Source organism: Sediminibacillus sp. JSM 1682029 (assembly GCF_041366435.1).
In the GTDB taxonomy this organism is placed as follows: Bacteria; Bacillota; Bacilli; order Bacillales; family Amphibacillaceae; genus Sediminibacillus; species Sediminibacillus terrae.
The window spans coordinates 85,260-107,275 of record NZ_JBEWYY010000001.1; the positions used below are offsets into that span (position 1 = coordinate 85,260).

At 45.0% G+C, this 22,016-nt stretch carries 22 protein-coding genes; 2 read left to right on the forward strand and 20 right to left on the reverse strand.

Annotated features, from left to right (window positions below):
* Positions 1–8: 8 nt before the first annotated feature.
* The 3 genes from ABVF09_RS00445 to smc all read right to left on the reverse strand — a co-directional run bounded on the left by ABVF09_RS00445 (position 9) and on the right by smc (position 4,995).
* Positions 9–335 (reverse strand): putative DNA-binding protein, encoded by a 327-nt coding sequence (locus ABVF09_RS00445; protein WP_026570390.1) that lies wholly within the window; start codon positions 333–335, stop codon positions 9–11.
* A gap of 66 nt (positions 336–401) precedes the next feature.
* On the reverse strand, positions 402–1,406 hold the full coding sequence (gene ftsY / locus ABVF09_RS00450; RefSeq protein ID WP_026570391.1) for a signal recognition particle-docking protein FtsY: 1,005 nt from the start codon (positions 1,404–1,406) through the stop codon (positions 402–404).
* Positions 1,407–1,428: 22 nt separating this feature from the next.
* Positions 1,429–4,995, reverse strand: coding sequence for a chromosome segregation protein SMC (gene smc, locus ABVF09_RS00455; RefSeq protein ID WP_371068407.1), 3,567 nt, complete (start codon positions 4,993–4,995; stop codon positions 1,429–1,431).
* A gap of 169 nt (positions 4,996–5,164) precedes the next feature.
* On the opposite strand from smc, the gene ABVF09_RS00460 reads away from it, so the two are divergent.
* Complete coding sequence (locus ABVF09_RS00460) at positions 5,165–5,392, forward strand: DUF1128 domain-containing protein (RefSeq protein ID WP_026570393.1); 228 nt, start codon at positions 5,165–5,167, stop codon at positions 5,390–5,392.
* 50 nt (positions 5,393–5,442) lie between these two features.
* Here ABVF09_RS00460 and rnc read toward each other — a convergent pair whose 3' ends face one another.
* From rnc to ABVF09_RS00515, 11 genes are all read right to left on the reverse strand, one after another.
* Entirely contained in the window at positions 5,443–6,129 is a 687-nt protein-coding gene (gene rnc, locus ABVF09_RS00465) for a ribonuclease III (protein WP_026570394.1), read from the reverse strand.
* Between the two features lie 118 nt (positions 6,130–6,247).
* A complete protein-coding gene (acpP, locus tag ABVF09_RS00470; RefSeq protein ID WP_026570395.1) occupies positions 6,248–6,481 on the reverse strand; it encodes an acyl carrier protein in 234 nt (77 codons plus the stop codon).
* A gap of 36 nt (positions 6,482–6,517) precedes the next feature.
* Positions 6,518–7,258 carry a 3-oxoacyl-[acyl-carrier-protein] reductase gene (gene fabG / locus ABVF09_RS00475; RefSeq protein WP_026570396.1) on the reverse strand — a complete coding sequence of 247 codons (741 nt, stop codon included), beginning with the start codon at positions 7,256–7,258 and terminating at the stop codon, positions 6,518–6,520.
* 2 nt (positions 7,259–7,260) lie between these two features.
* Positions 7,261–8,208, reverse strand: a complete 948-nt coding sequence (gene fabD, locus ABVF09_RS00480) for an ACP S-malonyltransferase (protein ID WP_026771373.1) — start codon at positions 8,206–8,208, stop codon at positions 7,261–7,263.
* 1 nt (position 8,209) lies between these two features.
* Complete coding sequence (gene plsX, locus ABVF09_RS00485; protein WP_153462536.1) at positions 8,210–9,211, reverse strand: phosphate acyltransferase PlsX; 1,002 nt, start codon at positions 9,209–9,211, stop codon at positions 8,210–8,212.
* Between the two features lie 4 nt (positions 9,212–9,215).
* Entirely contained in the window at positions 9,216–9,788 is a 573-nt protein-coding gene (fapR, locus tag ABVF09_RS00490) for a transcription factor FapR (protein ID WP_026570399.1), read from the reverse strand.
* Positions 9,789–9,880: 92 nt separating this feature from the next.
* Positions 9,881–11,917: an ATP-dependent DNA helicase RecG gene (recG, locus tag ABVF09_RS00495; RefSeq protein WP_026771374.1), complete on the reverse strand. Its 2,037-nt coding sequence runs from the start codon at positions 11,915–11,917 to the stop codon at positions 9,881–9,883.
* A gap of 5 nt (positions 11,918–11,922) precedes the next feature.
* Complete coding sequence (gene sdaAA, locus ABVF09_RS00500; protein WP_026570401.1) at positions 11,923–12,807, reverse strand: L-serine ammonia-lyase, iron-sulfur-dependent, subunit alpha; 885 nt, start codon at positions 12,805–12,807, stop codon at positions 11,923–11,925.
* Positions 12,808–12,869: 62 nt separating this feature from the next.
* Positions 12,870–13,532 carry an L-serine ammonia-lyase, iron-sulfur-dependent subunit beta gene (sdaAB, locus tag ABVF09_RS00505; RefSeq protein ID WP_026570402.1) on the reverse strand — a complete coding sequence of 221 codons (663 nt, stop codon included), beginning with the start codon at positions 13,530–13,532 and terminating at the stop codon, positions 12,870–12,872.
* Positions 13,533–13,694: 162 nt separating this feature from the next.
* Positions 13,695–15,359, reverse strand: a complete 1,665-nt coding sequence (locus ABVF09_RS00510; RefSeq protein WP_371068408.1) for a DAK2 domain-containing protein — start codon at positions 15,357–15,359, stop codon at positions 13,695–13,697.
* Positions 15,360–15,473: 114 nt separating this feature from the next.
* Positions 15,474–15,836: an Asp23/Gls24 family envelope stress response protein gene (locus ABVF09_RS00515; RefSeq protein WP_026570404.1), complete on the reverse strand. Its 363-nt coding sequence runs from the start codon at positions 15,834–15,836 to the stop codon at positions 15,474–15,476.
* 225 nt (positions 15,837–16,061) lie between these two features.
* On the opposite strand from ABVF09_RS00515, the gene rpmB reads away from it, so the two are divergent.
* Entirely contained in the window at positions 16,062–16,250 is a 189-nt protein-coding gene (rpmB, locus tag ABVF09_RS00520) for a 50S ribosomal protein L28 (protein ID WP_026570405.1), read from the forward strand.
* A 130-nt stretch (positions 16,251–16,380) separates the two neighbouring features.
* Here rpmB and spoVM read toward each other — a convergent pair whose 3' ends face one another.
* The 6 genes from spoVM to ABVF09_RS00550 all read right to left on the reverse strand — a co-directional run bounded on the left by spoVM (position 16,381) and on the right by ABVF09_RS00550 (position 21,976).
* Positions 16,381–16,461, reverse strand: coding sequence for a stage V sporulation protein SpoVM (gene spoVM / locus ABVF09_RS00525; RefSeq protein ID WP_035426727.1), 81 nt, complete (start codon positions 16,459–16,461; stop codon positions 16,381–16,383).
* Positions 16,462–16,518: 57 nt separating this feature from the next.
* A complete protein-coding gene (locus tag ABVF09_RS00530) occupies positions 16,519–17,172 on the reverse strand; it encodes a thiamine diphosphokinase (protein WP_026570406.1) in 654 nt (217 codons plus the stop codon).
* 500 nt (positions 17,173–17,672) lie between these two features.
* On the reverse strand, positions 17,673–18,326 hold the full coding sequence (gene rpe, locus ABVF09_RS00535) for a ribulose-phosphate 3-epimerase (RefSeq protein WP_371068409.1): 654 nt from the start codon (positions 18,324–18,326) through the stop codon (positions 17,673–17,675).
* Positions 18,327–18,329: 3 nt separating this feature from the next.
* A complete protein-coding gene (rsgA, locus tag ABVF09_RS00540; protein WP_026570408.1) occupies positions 18,330–19,214 on the reverse strand; it encodes a ribosome small subunit-dependent GTPase A in 885 nt (294 codons plus the stop codon).
* Positions 19,215–21,224 (reverse strand): Stk1 family PASTA domain-containing Ser/Thr kinase, encoded by a 2,010-nt coding sequence (gene pknB, locus ABVF09_RS00545; protein ID WP_026570409.1) that lies wholly within the window; start codon positions 21,222–21,224, stop codon positions 19,215–19,217.
* Positions 21,224–21,976, reverse strand: a complete 753-nt coding sequence (locus ABVF09_RS00550; RefSeq protein ID WP_026570410.1) for a Stp1/IreP family PP2C-type Ser/Thr phosphatase — start codon at positions 21,974–21,976, stop codon at positions 21,224–21,226. The genes pknB and ABVF09_RS00550 overlap by 1 nt, the downstream gene beginning before the upstream one ends.
* Positions 21,977–22,016: the final 40 nt, after the last annotated feature.

A 22,016-nucleotide genomic window follows, 5' to 3' on the forward strand; every position in this document is an offset into this window, starting at 1 on the left:
GAGCCCCCCTAATCTAATTCTTTAAGTGAATTGACCAATCCTCTTAAAGTAGTGTCCTGACTTTCTTGCAGTGCTTCTTCCAACTGTCCTAGCAGCTGGTTTCGCGCTGTGAATTTCTTATACAAATGGAGCTTATCCTCATAAGCTTCGAGCATCGATTCCGTCCGTCGGATATTATCGTACACGGCTTGTCGTGATACATCAAATGTTTCTGAAATTTCACCGAGTGAATAATCCTCTAAATAGTACAGCTCCATATAGTTTCGTTGCTTTGGGGTCAGTAGTTCTTGATAAAAATCCAATAAAAAATTGATTCTGGTCGTTTTTTCCAGCAAAGCGAGCACTCCTTGTTAAGTGAAATGCCTTTACAATGAAATACTACCTAATGATCTTATGCGCTGTCAAGATGTTTCCTCTTCCAGCATATCTGCAAACAAGCCGTAAACAAAGGCGTGTGCATCGAAAGCCTGTAAATCAGTTACTTTCTCTCCTAAACCGACGTACTTTACAGGAATCTGCAATTCGTTTCGAATAGCAAGCACAATGCCGCCTTTCGCCGTTCCATCCAACTTGGTCAGAACTATTCCTGACACATCCGTCGCTTCGGAAAAAGTTTTGGCCTGGCTCATTGCATTCTGGCCGGTGGTTGCGTCAAGGACGAGCAACACCTCTTGCGGGCCGTTCGGCACTTCTCTCGAGATGACTTTTTTCACCTTGGCAAGTTCATTCATTAAATTGACTTTATTCTGCAAGCGTCCTGCCGTATCACACAACAATACATCGGCTCCTCTTGATCTTGCCGCCTGAATTCCATCGAACACTACCGCAGCAGGATCACTGCCGGCATTATGCTTGATCACATCCACGCCAGCCCTTTCTCCCCAAACTTCCAGCTGTTCGATTGCTCCTGCCCGGAACGTGTCTCCAGCAGCCAGGATTACTTTTTTTCCTTCCTGCTTCAACTGGTGGGCCATTTTTCCAATGGTCGTTGTTTTTCCAACACCATTTACACCGACAAACAAAATGACGGATAAACCATCTTCATGAAGCTGCAGTTTTTCCGGTTCTTCATCTTTGTCCCCGTAATAAATATCCACCAATTTTTCGGAAATGACTTCTTTCATTTCCCCACTGTCTTTGATGTTTCTCCGTTTCACTTCCATTTTCAAATCATCGATAAGATCCATGACAGCTGTCACGCCAACGTCTGCCGAAATTAATATTTCTTCCAAATCCTCGAAAAAATCTTCATCTACTTTGCGATAGCGCGCAACCAGGTCATTTATTTTGCTGGAAAAAGAGCCTCTTGTCTTGGAAAGCCCTTCTTTATACTTTTCAGGCTGTGCCTCTTGTTGATTCCCTGTATCGCCACTGAATTTTTCTTTTAGTTTTTGAAAAAAGCTCATAATACCTTCCTTTCTGGTGCGTTTATGCTTTTACTAAAGCAGGCGCATCTTCCAGCCGTACCGATACAAGGCGGGAAACCCCCGACTCTTGCATGGTTACGCCGTATAATACGTCGGCTTCCTCCATTGTACCCTTTCTGTGGGTAATCACAATAAATTGTGTTTTTTCGCTAAACTCCTTCAAGTACTTTGCAAACCTGCTGACATTCGCATCGTCCAGAGCAGCCTCCACTTCATCCAGTACACAGAAGGGAACCGGACGGACACGCAATATGGCAAACAACAGCGCGATAGCTGTCAAAGCCCGTTCCCCACCAGATAGCAATCCTAGGTGCTGCAGTTTTTTTCCCGGTGGCCGTGCGATAATATCGACGCCAGTTTCCAGCATGTTTTCAGGATTCGTCAATTTCAATTCTGCACTTCCACCTCCGAACAAGGCAGAAAAGACGATGGAAAACTCTTCTTTGATTTGAGTGAAGGTGGTTTCGAATCTCCTGACCATTTCCTCATCCATCTCGGAAATGACTCCGAACAGTGTATCCTTCGCCTGCACCAAATCTGTCTGCTGCTCTGTAAGAAATTCATATCTTTCACTTATCCGTTCGTATTCATCAATCGCTCCAAGATTGACCGTACCAAGTTCATCGATAGAACGTTTGACTAATTTCACCGACTGTTTGGCCTGATCGATATCCTCCGCCTTTTCATAATTTTGAGCCGCTTTTTCATAACTGAGCGCGTACTCGTTTTGCAGATGGTTCAGCCGGTTTTCCAATTCGACATCGAACCTGGCCGCTTTCAGTTCTTTGTCTTGCAAATCCTGGACCAGCGACTGGTAGATCCTGTTTTTCTCTTTGATCTCGCGTTCTTGATCGCCGGCCGTTTCCGTTCTTTTCAGCCGTTCCTGACGGCGCGCTTGAATCAATTCGGCCACTTTATCCTTTTGTTTTTGTTTCTCTTCAAGCTTTGCGTCGATTTCCTCTTCTGTTTCTCGGTTATTCTGAAAATCGAACATTTGCTCCAATTGTTCCGTGTTTTCCCGAAGGGCCTGATTCACTTCTTCAAGCTGATGATTCAATGCCTTGCATTTTTCTTTTTGACTGTTCACGTTGGCATCTTGTTCTGCCAGGGTTATCTGCAATCGATGATGTTTTTCTTGCAGCTTCTCCTGGTTTTCCTGATAATCGGCTTGCCTGCGGTCACATTCATCGATTTCCCCTTGGATAGCCTCTAGTGTTCTTTCTAGATCATTCAATTCATCTTCCAATTTCGCATTCCGTTGTTTCAAATCAGTAAGATCTGTTTCGTATTGATTGGTATCCTGATCGTATAATTTCAAGTTTTCGTTATAATGAGCAACATTCACTTCCATTTCTTTCACGGCAGTTCGTGTTTCCTGTTCCTGTTGCTGTGCGGCTCTTATCGCCTCTCGCTGCTTTTCCATCGCTTGTTCCAACTCTTCATTCGCTTGTTTCCGTGCTTTGACCTTCTGTTCGAATTCCAGCGCTTTTTGCTGAAATTCGTTTAGTTTGTCTGTCACTTCCTGCAAGTCTTTTTCACGTGAAAACAAGGATTGTCCCGACTTTTTCTTCGCTCCTCCGGTCATCGAACCGCCTGGATTGATGATATCTCCATCCATCGTCACCACCCGGAATTTCCGGTGCAGATGTACAGCAATTTCATTCGCCGCCTTAAGGTTGTCGGCAATGACTACATTACCCAACAGGTTTTCTGCTATCCCCTTGTATTTCTGCTGAAAAGAAACCAGCTCTGCACCCACGCCGACAAAGCCTTGATGATTTTTCACCCCTGCCAATAAATCGGCGGGAATGTATTTACGTTTAATGGCTGTGACAGGCAAAAAGGTCGCACGGCCTTTGTTATGTTTTTTCAGCCAATTAATCGCCGCTCTCGCTTTGGATTCATCTTCCATAACAATATGCTGAGCTTGGCCTCCTAGCGCTGTTTCGACCGCCGGGATCAACTTGGCCGGAACGTCGATCAATTCAATCACCGCTCCGTCGATTCCAGACAACTCTTTATCCTCTCTTGCTTTCAATACTTCTTTGACTCCGTGGAAAAAACCTTGATACCCTTCCTTCATATCTTCGAGCATTTCTTTCTTGGATTTTAACTTTTCAATGTACTGATAGCCTTGATAAAGCTTTGTCTGCAACTCCTGATAGGCTGCATTATCCGCTTCCAAGTTTTTTCTTTGTTTCTCATAGGTATGTTCAGCCGCCAGCCGGGTCTCGGCTTGCTCTGCCAATTTCGTTTTCAAATCGGCTAGTTTCCTCTCAAGCTGTTCCCTTTCAGAAATCAGGCCCTTGAATTTATCTTGCTGATTGTCTTTTTTCAGGTTGATCTGTTCCAACTGCCTGGAGATAGACTGACGTTCGTTCCTTTTTGCGGCTTGTTCATTCAATTTTTCAATGTAGTCACTTTTTAACTCTTCGATTTGCTCCTCTATGTTTTGCTTCGAAGTGGACAGCAATTCTGCAGTCTGCTTCAGACTTTTATTTGTTTCACGCCTTTCGGCTTCCAGACGGGACAACTTTTCCTGCTCTTCTGTCAAACCCGTTTCCAACTTGTCCATCCGCGTTTTTAATTGGCCGTTTTCTTCTTCCAATTTTGATTTATTATCTTCGAAATGCTTGAAGCGCTCATTACTCAATTCTTTTTTACCTTGTAAATTTTCAAGCTGTTTAGTCAAATCCAATAGGGATTCTTGCAAATCCTCGATAGACTCATCCAGCGCTTGAATTTGACTGCGTCCTTCTTCCAAACCGGCCTGTTTTTGTTGAATGCTCGTTTGAAGAGCGACTTCCTTTTCTTTTTGGGCTTCTATTTCCGCGAGCACCGATTTCCATTTCCCATGCATCTCTTCAATCTCGGCAATCAAAAGAGCGATTTCCACTTTTTTTAATTCGTCTTTTTTTTGCAAATAATCCTTCGCTACTGCCGCCTGCTCCTTCAATGGTTCCAACTGGCCATCAATTTCAAAGATGATATCTTCAATACGGTTAAGGTTTTCCTGTGTTTCCGCCAGTTTGTACTCAGCCTTTTTCTTTCTTTGCTTATACTTGAGCACACCTGCCGCCTCTTCAAAGATCGACCTTCTTTCTTCTGGTTTCGAGCTCAGTATCTCCTCGACTTTCCCTTGACTTATAATCGAAAAAGCTTCTCTTCCAAGCCCTGAGTCCATAAAAAGGTCAATGATATCCTTTAACCGGCATGTCTGTTTGTTGATTAAAAATTCACTTTCCCCTGATCGGTAAACCCTTCTTGTTACACTCACTTCCTGATAGTCAAGCGGCAACGCCTGGTCACTGTTATCCAGTGTCAGTGTTACTTCCGCAATATTCAAAGCCTTCCGCGAATCGCTTCCCTGGAAGATGATGTCTTCCATCTTCGAGCCCCGCAGAGACTTGGCGGATTGCTCCCCAAGCACCCAGCGGATCGCATCCGTAATATTACTCTTCCCGCTGCCGTTAGGGCCGACAACCGCTGTTACACCTGGCACAAAATCAACGGAAACCCGTTCGGCAAAAGATTTAAATCCAACTGTATCTAATCGTTTCAGAAACATATCCATTCTCCTATTTCACTGATTAACTGTTTCTCTATCGGAATTTTGCAGACGAGACAATCTGCAATAAGTATGTAAAAAATTAAGATTAATTTGCATTTCAACTTATTTATTTTATCATAAAGAGTAGGGTCATAGAAGGAATCATAAAATATTGAGGAGTGTTAATGTGAGTTTGCAGGAACCATCAAGGGAAAATTTGGCAATTATCATTGATAACATGGCGAAAAAGTTACAGGTCGTGAACCGCTCGATCATGAAACCGGAAGATTACGATTTAGAAAAATATCAAGAATTGAAATCGCTGCATGATATGCTGGAGCACAAAGGTCAGTTAAGCGTTGCAGAAACCCAGGCTTTCATTCAGGAACTGGCCGGTCATCGCAAGCAATCATAAACGAAAGGAGGCTGTGCTTGTCACTCGATCAAGCCCACGCCTCCTTTTCTTCAACCTGCCTCATAACTGTCGAGCGCTTTTTTAGCTGCTCGTTGTTCAGCTTCTTTTTTCGTCCTGCCGATGCCCGTTCCAGCCACCGTTCCCTGTATGTGTACCTCGGCAACGAATTCACGATTATGAGCCGGCCCGCGCTCCTCCGTGATTGCATAGTCAATACTGCCATCTTTGCTTCGCTGAACCAATTCCTGCAGCTGACTTTTATAATCCATCGCATGCGAAAAAGCACCTTTGGTAATTTTCGGGTAGACATACTTTTCCAGAAAGTTGATGGAAACGTCAAATCCCTGGTCAAGATACAATGCACCGATAAATGCTTCGAAAACATCTGCCAGCAACGCTGGACGGTTTCGACCGCCAGTCATTTCTTCCCCTTTTCCAAGCAACACGTAAGGAGAAAAATCCAAGTCATTCGCAAAGCTTACCAAGGATGGCTCACAAACGATAGAAGCCCTGAATTTTGTCAGCTCTCCTTCTTCCATTTCCGGGTACTCACGGTACAAATATTGAGATACACCGAGTTCTAATACTGCATCGCCCAAAAACTCTAATCGCTCATTATCCTGGTAATCTTTTTTCCGATGCTCATTCACATAAGATGAATGGGTAAATGCTTGTTGTAAAAGCCTTTCATCATTGAAAGTGATGCCAAGCTGTTTTTGCAGCATAGAAAAATCCAATGCCTCACACCCCCTTGCGGTGAATATGGAGAAAGCCCCGCAATTGCGCGGGACTTTTTGTACTGCCATTTCCATAAACAACATATCGCTGCCTAGCTAAATAAATAAGTACTATTTATTATTGAATGCTGTTTATGTAATTAACAGCATCACCTACTGTTTCAATTTTTTCAGCTTCTTCATCAGAAATCTCCATGTCGAATTCGTCTTCTAACTCCATAACCAATTCAACAACGTCTAACGAATCAGCTTCCAAATCATCTTTAAAGGAAGCCTCCATCGTGATTTTTGATTCTTCCACATCCAGACGATCCACTACGATTTTCTTGACACGCTCAAATGTATCTGCCATTTCATTCACCCCCTTTCAAAGCAATCGATAGAGTTTTTACATCACCATACCGCCATCCACATGGATGGTTTGACCGGTAATGTAATCGGCATCCTCGGAAGCAAGAAAACGTACAACTTTTGCTACGTCTTCACCTTTCCCCAATTTCGCCAGCGGAATAAGATCCTGCATGCCTTGTCTCTGTTCATCTGTCAATTGATCAGTCATATCCGTTTCGATAAAACCGGGAGCAACCGCGTTTACCAAGATGTTTCTGGAAGCAAGCTCCTTAGCCGTGGATTTTGTCATCCCGATGACTCCTGCCTTCGCTGCCACGTAATTCGCTTGTCCCGGATTGCCACTTACACCAACGACAGAAGCGATATTGATGATCCGACCGCTTTTTTGTTTCATCATCTGGCGGGTGACACCTTTCGTACAAAGGAAGACACCTTTCAGGTTTGTGTCGATGACCTGATCGAATTCCTCTTCTTTCATTCTCATCAATAGATTATCTCTCGTGATTCCTGCATTATTCACAAGGATATCCAAGCTGCCGAAGGAATCGATCACATGTTTGATCATTTGTTTGACTTCCGTTTCATCTGCAACATTGGCCTTTACCTTGATGGCTTCTCCGCCTAGCGTTTCTATTTCCTTTACTACTTCTTCAGCCTTCGCTTCGTTTCCTGCAAAATTGACCGCAACTTTAGCCCCTTGTCTGGCAAGTTCCAGCGCAATTGCCTTTCCTATCCCTCTGGAAGCACCTGTCACTAATGCAGCTTTCCCATTTAGCATGCTCAAGATTCCTCCTTATACCATTCAACAAATGCCTGAAGTGATTCCGTATCTTGCACGGAAAAAGTTTTCATGCGTCTGTGGATTTTCTTTACGAGTCCTGTCAATACCTTTCCGTTGCCAACCTCGACAATCGCATCCAGCTCTTTATCCAGCATCGCTTCGATGATTTCCTGGAATCTTACTGGTGAATACAACTGTTGGACTAACAATTCTGCAATCTGTTCCCGTTCTGTCACAGGAGCTGCCGTAACATTCGCATAAACAGGGATTCTTGCATCGGTTAAATTTGCCTGTTGTAACTCTTCGGCGAACTTTTCAGCTGCAGGCTTCATCAAGCGAGAGTGAAATGGCCCGCTGACGTTAAGAGGTAGCACCCTTTTAACCCCATTTTCTTTCAGCTTTTCTCCAGCGGTTTCGATGCCCTGCTTTGTACCGGAAATCACTAGTTGACCAGGGCAGTTGTAATTTGCAGCATCGACAATCTCTCCTGTTTCTTCATTTACGGAATCAAGCACAGAGGTGATCGTCTCCATTTCACCGCCTAATACGGCCGCCATTGCTCCTTTACCTGCGGGAAAAGCCCTCTCCATCAGCCTCCCGCGCAACCGGACAAGCGGCAGCGCTTCTTCCAAGCTGATCGCTCCTGCCGATACGAGCGCGCTGTACTCTCCCAAACTGTGACCTGCTGTCATGACGGGTTCCACACCCTGTTCCTTTAATACGGAAGCTATAGCAGCACTGGTCAACAGCAAGGCGGGCTGTGCGTTTTCTGTTTGAGTCAACGTTTCCTGCGGTCCTTCGAACATGAGGGTCGTCAAGTCGTCGTCCAGTTGTTGATCCGCATTGCGGAACAATTGCCTAACCGATTCAAAGTTCTCGAATAAATCTCTTCCCATTCCGGCTTCCTGCGAACCTTGTCCCGGAAAAACAAAAGCAACACGTTTCATGTTATTCCTCCTCTTCCAACTGCATTTCTTTTATCGTTTTTTCAATCGTTTCTGTAACATTTAACTCGACCATATTGCGTGCTTGTTTGACAGCATTATAGATAGCCCTGCCATTGGATGAACCATGGGCTTTGATGACCGGCGCCGCCAATCCGAACAAGCCTGCCCCACCATACTCAGAATAATCCAGCTTGTCCTTCAATTCCTTCAGCTCCGCTTTTACCAAGCCGGCTGCCAATTTGGATTTCCAGTTTGACATGAACGTTTGTTTCAGCATGGAAAACATCGTCATCGCCGTTCCTTCAATCGTTTTTAAGGCAATGTTCCCGTTAAACCCATCGGTTACTACTACATCAGCAGCACCTTCGAGCAAGTCCCTCGCTTCCACATTTCCCACAAAGTGAATCGGCGCGTTTGTAAGTTCAGTAAAAGCACGCTTCGTCAAATCATTTCCTTTTCCGTCCTCGGTCCCGACATTCAAAAGACCGACACGGGGATTGTCTATCTTTCGGACCTTTTCGGAATAAACGGATCCCATTATTGCATATTGCACCAAATGGATTGGCTTTGCATCGACGTTTGCTCCCACATCAAGCAATAAAAAGCCGCCGCCATCCTTGGTGGGCAATGTCGGACTTAAAGCTGGACGATCGATCCCTTGCATTCGCCCTACCACAAATAAACCGGCACTCATCAATGCTCCGGTATTTCCAGCTGATATGCAAGCATCTGCTTTACGTTGTTTTACTTCCTCCGCCATTAATACCATAGAGGAGTTTTTTTTGCGCCTTACTGCCCGGACGGGTTCATCTTCTCCGGTGATCATTTCCGTAGTATGTATCACATGTATTCTTTCCGCACCTTTTAACAGTGGGGATATTTTTTCCTCGTCCCCTATCAGGGTCACTTCCAAATCCCGCCATTCTTTCACGGCCTCGATCGCTCCGGAAACAATTTCATCTGGGGCATTGTCGCCCCCCATTGCATCAATTGCTATCTTCATTGACTTACTCTCCTTTTTGATGATGGGAACGGAACATCAGGAAGTCACCAGAAAACACTTTTTCATTTTCAACAAAACTGTTGACCTCCACGATTGTTCTCCCTTTCGCATCATTACCACTCACCGCCGCCTTGGAAATCACTCTTTCACCTTGCTTCACCTGTCTGGTGAATTTGATTTCCGCTTTCGCTGTCAAAGCCAGTTCATCATTGATCACAGCGACTGCCAGAGAGTTTGCTTGCGCAAATAAATGATGCCCCCTCGCAATGCGGTTTCTGGAAAAAACATGCTCGCTGCCGATGTCCAATATTGAAATCGCCCGCACATCCAGCTCCAAATCGATCACTTCCCCGATTACTTCGTCAATTGGCAGAGCTTTCACGGTTTCATTCCATTGACTGGCAGCGACCGATTTAATCCGCTCGCGTAGTTCTGGTATCGACATTTCCATCCGGTCAAGCCGGATTGTTTGTATGCTGACTGCGAATTTTTTGGCCAGCTCTTCATCCGTTATGAAAGGCGTATCTTCTATTGTTTGTTTCAACAGCTGCTGCCTTTCCTTTTTCGTTCGCTTCATCTCTCCACCGTCCATATTATGACTAGGTACTAATAGTAATATATAATACCAAATGCGAATATGCAAGCATAAATCACCTGATCAACTGGTCCTCAGTCGAGGGTTTCTCCCTTGACGATTTTATCGTTATATACTTGCATGGCAAGCTGTTTGAATTGCGGGTCTTCATCAAGTGAACCTGATTCCAGGATTTTTTGTGCGTCCATTCTTGCTGTTTCCAACGCCCGGTAATCATGGACCATGTCAGCGACTCTGAATTCAGGTATTCCGCTTTGTTTTTTGCCGAAAAAGTCACCGGGGCCACGGAGTTTCAGGTCTTCTTCCGACAACTCAAAGCCGTTTGCCGTTTCGGTCATGATTTTCATCCGCTCTTTTCCGACCTCTCCTTTTGGATCGGCCACTAAAATACAGTAACTCTGGGCTTCTCCTCTGCCCACACGCCCTCTCAGCTGGTGAAGTTGGGATAACCCAAACCTTTCAGCATCATAAATGACCATGACACTTGCGTTGGGCACATTTACCCCTACTTCCACTACAGTGGTGGAGACTAACACTTGAATGTCATTGGCAGCAAAATCCCGCATGACCTCCTCTTTTTCGTCGGAAGGAAGCCTGCCATGCATCAAGCCGACATTGGTTTTTGGAGCATAAATCTCTTTTAATTGCTCATAAAGTTCGACGGCATTTTGAATGTCCAATTTGTCAGACTCTTCGATCAGAGGACAAATAACATATGCCTGGTGACCGTTGTCGACTTCTTTTTGGATGAATTGCAAGACTCTGTCGAGCATGTTTTCTTTTACCCAGTAAGTTTCAACCTGCTTTCTTCCTGACGGCATCTCATCGATAATGGACACATCCATGTCACCAAAAGCCGTGATAGCCAAAGTGCGCGGAATAGGGGTCGCAGTCATGAACAAAACGTCGGGATGAAGTCCTTTATCCCTCAAAATGCGTCTTTGTTCCACACCGAACCGATGCTGTTCATCGACTATGACAAGGCCAAGGTCCCTGAAGTGAACCTCGTCCTGGATCAAAGCATGCGTACCGACTATGATATCCGCTTTTTTCGCGGCGATTTCTTGCAGGATTTGCTTTCTTCTCTTTCCTTTGACAGAGCCAGTCAGCAATACAACAGTTGCCTGATCGGCAAACAATTCTGTCAAGGATTGAAAATGTTGTTCGGCCAGAATTTCCGTCGGGACCATTAACGCCCCCTGTTTCCCTGCAGTAATTGCAGCATACAAGGCAATGGCCGCAACAGCGGTTTTCCCGGAACCGACATCCCCCTGCAACAAACGGTTCATCCGGTATGGGGATTGCAAGTCCTTCAAGATTTCTTCAAGTGAACGAATTTGGGCGGCGGTTAGCCGGAAAGGGAGTCGTTCGACAAATTCATCCACGGCTCCTTTTTCATACTCGAGGCTGTTTCCATGCGTGGATTCCCGCTTACGCTTCCTGAGCAGCTGCATTTTCAATTGAAAAAGCAAAAACTCCTCATACGTGAACCGCCTTCTAGCATGTTTCAAGACCTGGTGGTTATCAGGAAAGTGCATTTGCTTCACGGCTTCCAAGCGGCCTGGAAGTTTATATGCAGACAAATAGTCCTGAGGCAAAATCTCCTGGAGACTATCCTGAAATTGAGATAGTGCTGTAGTGACAGCCTTTTTGATCTGAAGGTTGGAAACATCACTTTTCAGGGCATAGACTGGTTGTATTTTTGCGTCGCTTTTTGCACTGCCCTTCTTGTAATTACTGACAGTTATTTGCAGGCGATGTTGATCCCACTTTCCTGTCACCGTCACTAGATCTCCGACCTGCAATTGCTTCTTGGCAAACGATCGATTGAACATGACAGCTTTGACTGTCACATGTTCTACTTGTAAATTAAATGAAAGACGCGACTTTCTTTTTCCATAAAAAGCAAGGGAAGGTTCACTGATCACCTCTCCCTCGATGGTTACCTTGTCATTGTGCAACAGTTCACTTAGCGGTTTTATTTCATATACGTCGTACCGGGAAGGAAAGTAAAACAGCAGATCTTCTATAGTGTGAATCCCTAAGCTGTTCAACCCTTGCCCCAACTTTTCTCCGATTCCTTTCACATTTGTTACCGGGTCATTCAACAAGGTATTCACTCTTTCTTCATAGGAATTCCGTATATCTTGGCTTCCAGCGCACGGCCGGTAGGAGTGGCAGCCAATCCGCCTTCAGCCGTTTCTCTATGAGCCGAAGGCATAGCTCTGCCTATCCGATACATCGCACCGATCACTTCATCACACGGTATCCGGCTCGTAACTCCCGCCAATGCCATATCCGCAGATACGATTGCATTGGACGCACCCGCTGCATTTCGTTTTACGCAGGGAACTTCTACAAGGCCGGCAACTGGATCGCAAACCAGCCCAAGCATGTTTTTCAACGTAATAGCAAACGCATCGGCACTTTGTTGCGGGGTGCCTCCTGCCATTTCCACGATTGCCGCGGCCGCCATGGCAGCCGCAGAACCCACTTCGGCTTGACATCCGCCTGCGGCTCCCGATATAGAAGCGTTGTTGGCTACGACAAAGCCGAATGCGCCAGCCGTAAAGAGATAACGTATCATTTCTTCCCTTGTTGGATGAAGACGGTTTTTAACAGCGAACAGGGTACCCGGTACACAGCCTGCACTTCCGGCAGTCGGTGTGGCGCATATGGTGCCCATTGCTGCGTTAACCTCGTTAGTAGCAACCGCCTTGCTCACTGCATCCAAAAGAAGCTCTCCAGATAACGGTTGCTTTTCCTGAAGATACTTTTGCAAGAGGACAGCATCTCCGCCAGTCAGACCAGAATGAGACTTTACTCCTTGGAGTCCTTCTTCCACAGCTTTTTCCATGACCGACAGGTTTGTTTCCATTTGGGCGAAAACTTCTTCCCTAGTTTTATCTTTTACGTCCATTTCCTGACGTATCATCACTTCTGAAATTTTAATGTTTTCGTTTTCTGCAATTTCGACTAGTTCAGCAGCATTTCGGAACACATGTAAAACTCCTCTCTGTTGATAACTGCGTTTGACTGCTTCGCAAATACAGACCTGCTCTATCAATCTATGATTTTAGACAATTGAAGAATATGCGAAGCATTTTCCAATTCACGCATTACCGTTTCTTCTACGTTTTGGTCCACTTCAATGACCATGAGTGCCTCTTTCCCAACATCCTTACGCGAAACTTCCATCCGACCGATGTTGATCTCATGTTTGGCAAGTATCTGTGTTACGGAAGCAATCGCACCATGACGGTCGTTGTGCATCACAAGAATAGCGGGATGGTTCCCGGACAAATTCAACTCGAAGCCATTCAATTCTGTTATCTCGGCCTTTCCCCCGCCTATGGAAATGCCTACAAGTTCTAGGTCACCCTCGCCGTCACCGATTTTGATCCGGGCGGTATTAGGGTGTTCTGTGGCAGCTTCATCCTCGTGAAAGGAAATTTTCATTCCCTTTTTTTCCGCCGTTTCGATCGATTTGCCTATACGCTGATCGTCCGTATCATAGTCCAATAAACCACCAACAATAGCTACATCTGTCCCATGGCCTTTATATGTCTTGGCGAACGATCCATAGAGATGTATTTCCGCCCACGCAGGTTCCCTTCCGAACAAATTTCTTGCAGCTCTTCCGATCCGGGCGGCACCTGCAGTGTGCGAACTGGATGGACCAACCATTACCGGGCCGATGATATCAAACACAGATTTGTATTTCATACTTCCATCTCCTTCCCCTTTTATTGTAAAGGCTTCCGCTTACGAATACCAGCCAATTATCCGTAATAAAACCGTTGACAGACGGTTTCCGGCCAAGTTGTAGCACAGCTTGGCAACGGGCAAAAAAAGCCCTCTCCCAAACGAGGGGAGGGCTTTGCTTTTTTATTCGACCGCTATGATAAATGCATATATAGGTTGATCACCTTCATGAATCTCGACTTCTAAATCTTCAAAGTTCTCTGCTAAAAAGGTTTCAAGAGCTTCCACTTCTTCCTGGTCAGCGTCTTCTCCCTGCAAAATGGTGACAATTTCATCGTCTTCGTCTATCATTTCATGCAGCAAATCCTGTACCGTTTTAAGCTTGTCCTTATTCGTGGATTTGATTTTTCCATCCGCAAGGCCCATAAAACTACCGTTCTCGATAGAAAGACCATCGATTTGCGTATCCCTTACAGCATAGGTTACCTGGCCGGTTTTTACATGTTTGCTTGCTTCCAACATGTTTGTCTGATTTTGTTCGAGTGTAGCATCCGGATGAAAGGCCAACAACGAACTCATGCCTTGCGGGATGGTTTTCGTGGCTACGACAGCTACATTTTCTTCCGCAAGATCGGCGGCCTGTTCTGCTGCCATGACAATGTTTTTGTTATTTGGCAGAACAATCACATTCCGTGCATTTGCTTGTTTAATGGCATCGGCAATATCTTGTGTACTTGGGTTCATCGTCTGTCCGCCTTGAATGACAACCGTTGCCCCCAGACTTTCCAGCAATGCTTTGAGTCCATTTCCCATGGCCACCGACACAATTCCATATTCAGCCGGCCCATCGGTATGCTTCCGTTTCTTTTTCTCGCCGACAATCGAAGTATGTTGTTCCCTCATGTTTTCAATTTTCAAATTAATCAAGCTGCCAAACCGTTGACCAAGTGTCAAAACTTCTCCCGGGTATTCAGCGTGAATGTGAACCTTGACGATTTCCTCATCAGACACGACCAAAAGGGAATCGCCGTGTTCCCCTAATTCATTACGGAAGGTTTCTTCATCGAACGGGTGGTCCTTTATTTTTTCTTCTTCGAGTTTTACCATGAATTCGGTACAATATCCAAAGGTGATATCCTCTGTATCCATGAAATCCTGCGCCATTTTGTGATGCTCGGCATTCACCAAGTCATCTAAATCGACGGTGGACCCAGTGGATTCTGGAAGTTCTTCTCCTTTCAAGGAGGCAAGCATCCCTTCATAGATAGTTACCAATCCCTGACCGCCGCTGTCCACTACTCCGACTTCTTTCAGGACAGGCAGCAGTTCAGGCGTCCGCTTCAGAGATGCTTTCGCTTCGTCCAACACTTCTTCCAGAAATTCCGTCATGTCTTCAGCGGCCGGCGCTGCCTTCGTCGCCTTAGCTGCTGCATCTTTGGCAACTGTCAATATTGTTCCTTCAACCGGCTTCATTACTGCTTTATAGGCTGTTTTGACACCCATTTCCAAGCCTTCCGCAAATGCAGCGGCATCCAACAAAGCTTTTCCTTCTATGCCTTTGGCGAATCCCCGGAACAGTTGAGAAAGGATAACCCCTGAGTTGCCCCTCGCCCCCATCAATAATCCCTTGGACAATGCCTGGGCGATTTCCCCAGCTTGATCCGAATCGGTGTTTTTAACCTCATTCGCCCCAGAGGTCATCGATAAATTCATATTTGTCCCTGTATCTCCGTCTGGTACAGGAAATACATTGAGAGAATCAATCATTTTCGCATTATTCGTCAGGTGCTGAGATCCCGCCAATACCATTTGGGCAAAAGCAGCACCGTCTATTGTCCGTACCGTCACTAAAACTTCCTCCTTCTATCAACTAACTGGACAGCTGTCCAACCTTCCAATTGTCCGGCTGGTTACCTGCCTTTCTTTTTAAGTACGTGGATTATCCACAGCAATATACTCTTTTCAATCAATCGTCACCCGCACGCCCTGGATATAAATGTTTACCGAATTGACTGACAATCCCAATGTCTTGTCGAGTGTGTATTTCACCTGTGATTGGACATTATGGGCTACTTCGGAAATTTTTGTTCCGTAGCTGACAATAATGTACATATCTATATGAAGATTTTCCCCATCCTGCCTTACTACAACACCCCGGGAAAAGTTTTCTTTTCGAAGAATTTCCGCCAATCCATCTCTAAGTTGGTTTTTAGAGGCCATGCCAACAATGCCATAGCATTCAATTGCCGCTCCTCCAGCTACGGTGGAGACAACATCATTGGTTATCGTTACGTGACCATCCTTTGTCGTGAGTTCAATGGACATCATGACTCCTCCTTGTTTCTAAAAGTCTAAAGTAATTTTATTATAACATAAGCCAGATGAAAGCAGTTTCACATTATACAAACCCCTTTATACAATGGACGAAAACAAACCATCTGTCAAGCTGATTTTCTTGATATTGCGAGAAAACAATAATTGCATTATTCGATGGCATATGATAAATTGTATAAGTATGTGAAGATATTTACGGTTTTAGGAGGGATAAACATGGGACGTAAATGTGTTGTTACAGGTCGTACAACTCGTTCAGGTAATACCCGTTCTCATGCCATGAACGCGAATAAACGTAATTGGAAAGCGAATGTTCAAAAAGTGCGCATTATGGTAGATGGCAAGCCGAAACGTGTATATGTTTCTGCTCGTGCATTGAAATCTGGTAAAGTTGAACGCGTATAATGTAGACATTCAGTAATGCATGCGTTCTGCAGAACGCATGCATTATTAAAATGGTTGAAAGCAAAAAGCACCCTGTCCGGGTGCTTTTTGCTTTTTCCATAATGAGCTACAGACGTTACTGTTCAACTGCTCAATCTTTTTTAATGGTACCGATGAGTGCTCGGACAAATCCTCCTATGAACCTCGGGAGTTTAAAGGTATAGAACTTCATGAAATCCCCCTCCTCTTTTCCGGATGGCTGCGCAGTCACTTTGTACAGTATATGACTTTATTCATCTATAAGTACATCACGGCTCTTTATAATCATTAATATGCCTTCACTGAAAGAAAAAGTACCTTTTTCTGAAAGAAGCTGGTTGGACATGCATAAGGTGGATCCCCACTCCAAGTATCCACTTTCCAATGGATAGTAGAAATGTTGCAAAGTTAATTCGCTGACGCTGTGTGTAAAGGGCAGAAAAGAAATATAAGGGTACATATTGTCTTTCCTGACTTGAATGGTTCCCGGAAAAGCAAGGGAAATTTTGTTTCCTTTATCGATGATTGTTCCCTGGATGTTTTGTTTTTCCAACCTGTATAGTTGCTGTACATTGGCCAAGCTGTGGTCCAGTCGTCCGCCGGTCACGCCAAAGAAGTAAATGGATGAACCTTTCCGTTGGAGCGCTTCCAGTACCGCCAGCTCCAAATCGGTCTCATCCTTTTCAGGCGGGAAAACTTTCACTTCCCTGGCATAAGCCCGTATCATCTTCAATTCTTCCTTTGTGACGGAATCAAAATCACCTAAAGCCAAATCAGGACTCATACCTTGTTGAATGAGTGTAACAGCCCCTTTATCGGCTCCGATCCAACATGTCACATCCGGATATGCTTTCAAGTCGGGGACATAGCTTTCAGGACCCCCTCCTACGATTCCAATTGCCATACAATACTTTTCTCCTTTGCAGTGAAAATTGCTGATTGCCGCCCAACCTTCCGAACATCCCGACACTGCCTCATGGCAGGATAGAAAAAGAACGACTACATGCATTCTGGTGGTTATGTAAGGGAAAACTAAAGGAACTATATTCCGATATTTTCTTTCACCCTGTTGTTTGATGATTGCTTTTCAGCGCTCCTGTCTGCTATTTAGTGATCATCTGTAACATCTGATGATGTGATTTCCACTCCACCAACTCTTTATCGCAAGGCTTCTTCCGTCAACGGTAAATGTTTCAAGTTATATGGAGACGCATAAGAAAATCGAACGAGTTCGATTTTTTCGAGTACTCGTTCGGATTTCCTCTGGATCTTCCTGTAGTTTATAAACCGGTCATGCCTGCCGCAGTACAGCTTCTGCACCCTCCCGTCCAGAGTTCAAGCCCTTGTCTTATTGAAGAAAACAAGAAGCTTTTTTCGGGCTGCAACACGGTATAACGAGCTTTCTTAGTAGGAATTTCTTATTTCTTGGATCGCTTGTCGTCTATCTTCTTTTGAGAAAACCGCACTTCCTGCCACGAGCACATCCGCTCCTGCATTTACACAATCGGCTGCTGTTTCAGCATTTACTCCTCCATCCACTTCGATTTCAAAATCCAAATTCATTTCTTTTCGCCATTCCGAAATCGTCTTCACTTTTTCCAAAACTTCGGATATAAAGCTTTGGCCTCCAAAACCTGGATTAACGGTCATCAATAATACGAGGTCTACATGTTGCAAGACTGGCTTGATAAAATCCGCGGGTGTAGCTGGATTGATAACGACTCCTGCTTTCACATCGGCTTTCTTTATCAGTTGCAGTGTACGGTGCAAATGGGTGCACGTCTCCTGATGCACAGTGAGAATATCCGCCCCGGCATCTGCAAAGGCCTGGATATACTGTTCAGGCTGCTCGATCATTAAATGGACGTCAAGCGGCAGGCTTGTAACGGGCCGGATTGCATCTACGACCAGTGGACCTATTGTGATATTCGGAACATAATGGCCATCCATCACATCCACGTGGATATAGTCAGCACCTGCAGCTTCAACCTCTTCTATCTCTTCCTTCAATTTTGCGAAATCTGCTGATAAAATCGATGGTGCTATTTTCACGCTCATTAGTTAGTACCTCGGCTTTCTATTCTGAATTTCTTCTATAAATTGCAAGTAATGTTGATACCTGTACTCCGGAATTTCATTTGCCTCCACAGCAGCTTTCACTGCACATTTAGGCTCTTTGAAATGCATGCATCCCCGGAATTTACAGTCCCCCTGTCTTTTTCTCATTTCCGGGAAGCTGTCGGGGAGATCCTCCAGCTCGATTTCTGTGAAATCCAGCGAACTGAACCCAGGCGTATCTGCCACCAACCCATCGTTTATTTCTACCAATTCAACATGTCTAGTGGTGTGTTTGCCCCGACCGAGACTTTCCGAGATTTCATTTGTTTCCAAATTAAGACATGGATTTACCGCATTTAGGAAAGAAGACTTCCCTACACCGGACTGTCCGGCAATCACGGATATTTTTCCTGTGATCATCTTTTCTACACTGGCCAAGCCTTCCTCCTGTTTCGAGGAAACCGGCTGGACAAAGTATCCTATTTTTTGGTAATCCTCTCGATAGCGTTCAATAACTGCCGTTTTTTGCTGATCAAGCATATCCATTTTGGATATAAGAATGATCGGCTGGATATGTTTAGACTCTATCAACACAAGAAAACGATCGAGCAAAAGTGTGCTAAAATCGGGTTTTACCGCGGAAACCACAATGATAGCTTGATCAATATTAGCTACTGGCGGCCTTACCAGTTCATTCTTTCTCGGTTGGATATCCACGACATACCCTTCTCCAGGATTGCTTTCCTCGAATTCCACCATATCCCCAACCAGAGGATTGATTTTGTTTTTCCGAAAAACCCCTCTGCCGCGGCATTGGAATACATCGCCGTTTTCTGCTTTCACATAATAAAAGCCGCTCAATGCCTTTATGATCTTGCCCGCTGTCATTTAGTCACCTTCCCCGTCCTCATATGGAACTGTTTTCTCGATTATCATTTCATCATCTCGCATGACGCGGTATTCCGCATCCTCTCCTGGAGGAATCGTCAGTTTGATTGTGAACTCTGTATCTTCCGTTATCGTTTCCTCTTTAAAGAGTTCTGTGATATCACGATCCAGATCACCGACATAGATCCTCACTTCCTGTTCAGGCTTTTCTTCCTGTTGTTCGTCGTCCGGAATCGATTCATCTCCTGTATAAGGCACAGTAAAAGTAACGGAATGGTTAATCGGCGGCTTTTCTTCCGGACCAGTGGAGACGAAAATTTCCACTTCAGATTCCAGCGTGACATCACTATATGGTTCCGGTTTCTGGCGAATGACATTTCCTTCTTTCACATCTTCAGAATGCTCTTCCGAAACAGCCACCCGCAGCCCCTCGTCTTCAATGGCTTCTCGTGCCTCTGATTCAGTCATCCCTTCATAGGATGGCAATGTAACAGTTTCTGGACCTTTGCTTATTTCAAAAATGACATTCGTTTCATCCGGCACTACTTCTGCATCCGGCTGAGGTTGTATCTGTGTGATAATCTCACCAACTGGTCTATCGGAAAACTTTTCATATGCATTGATATTTTTATAACCGGACTGTTCCAGCAGACTTTCCACTTGACTGAAATCCCTGCCGATATAATCATCAAAAGTAACTTTTTCCTTCCCGTCACTTGTAAAGACGGTCACTGTGGACCCTTCTTTTACGGTCGTTCCCGCTTCCGGATCGGTGCTGATGACACTTCCTTCAGGAACTTCATCCGAAAACATGGCTTCACGTTCCACTTCCAAATTAAGATCATCCAGCTTGCTTAAAGCTTCTTCGTATTCCATTCCGCTTACATCGATTAATTCAACATCTTTGGGCTGCAGAAGGCCTGGTATGAAAAACAAAGCCGCAATTATGCCGCCCAAAAGGACAAACATGCAAATGGCAACCCATATGAGAGTCTTTTTGCGTTTTCGCTTTTTATTCTTTTTCTGCTTCTTATTCTTTTTATCTTTTGCACCGTTGTTTTTCGTATTGTCGTGCACGATGGTTTCTTCCGTGGATTTTGTTTGGAATGTGTCCTCTGTAATGATTGGAATCGCTTTTGTTTCTTCCCCGTTTTCGTCTGGCGTCTTGAATATTTCCTCATCCATTCTTTCCGGGTCCAGAGCTGTTTCCAAATCTTCTTCCATTTCATGCACCGTTTCATAACGATAGAAGGGGTCCTTTGTAGTTGATTTCAAAACGATGTTCTCGACACTTTGTGGTATGTCAGGCTCCCATCTTTTCACAGACGGCGTTTCACTCTGTAAGTGCTTCAAAGCGATGGAAACTGCCGATTGACCAGAAAAAGGCAATCGACCGGTCAAAAGTTCAAACAGGACGATTCCCAGCGAGTATATATCTGATTTTTTATTTGCCATTCCCCCTCGCGCCTGTTCCGGTGACAAATAATGGACCGAACCAAGCACGGAATTGGTCTGCGTCAATGAAGTGGCACTCAACGCAACGGCAATGCCGAAATCCGTAACTTTCACATTTCCATAACTGTCGATCAGGATATTCTGCGGCTTGATATCACGATGCACAATATCATTGGCATGGGCGTGGGTAATCGCAGACGTGACTTGTTTCATAATGGTTATAGCTTCATCGACAGCGATAGGGCCATACGTTTGTATGTATTTTTTCAGCGTCATCCCATCTACATATTCCATTACCATATAATAAATGCCTTCTTCTTCCCCGACGTCATAAATATTGACGATGTTCGGGTGGGAAAGGCTTGTTGCCGAATGTGCCTCCCGATGGAACCTTGCAATAAATTCGTCATCATTGGCATATTCCAGCCGCAACACCTTGATGGCAACATCCCGCTCAAGGATGATGTCCCTGGCAAGGTAGACATTTGCCATTCCTCCGCCGCCGATCGTTTGCTTTATTTTATATCTTTCATTCAAAATTCTCCCGTTCAGCACTATGATTCACCTTCTCCCGATGAATCATAATCCACCAGTACCACGGAAATATTGTCCTCCCCGCCTCGTTCATTGGCCATATCGATCAATTGCCGGGCAGAATCTTGAAGAACTTCGGAGCTGCTCAACACTCCTTCTAATTCCTCATCACTCAATTTATTTGTCAAACCATCAGAGCAAAGGAGCAACTTATCCCCCTTGTCCCATCCAATCGACTGAATGTCAGCCTGAACGCTCTCTTCTGTTCCAAGAGCTTTCAATAAAACATTTTTCCTTGGATGATGTTCAGCATCATCCTTCGAGATTTGGCCGGAACGGACTAATTCGTTGACCAATGAATGGTCTTCGGTAACCTGTTTAAACCCCTGTTCGTTTATCAGGTAACATCTACTATCTCCTACATGGGCTATCGTAATGAAATCTTGGGCACAGATAACAGCCACTATGGTCGTTCCCATCCCCTCACATTCTTCATGGCCACGGGAATAATCCAAAATAGATTGATTGACTCGCAACAGCGTGTCGTCCAGCCATGACTCGGCATCTTCCGGAGAAGCAAGTTCAGCTGTTTCTTTCCATATATCGCTTAGCAAGGAGGTCGCCATTTGACTTGCCACATCGCCGGCTTTATGGCCCCCCATGCCATCTGCTATCACAGCCAACCCTTGACCGCCCGCGTTGCTGAAATAGCCGCCGGCATCTTCGTTGTGCGCCCTGACTTTCCCTTGATCGGTCGAATAATAACCGTTCATTCGCTCACCTTCTCTCCTCAAGCATAACTTCGTTTGCTCG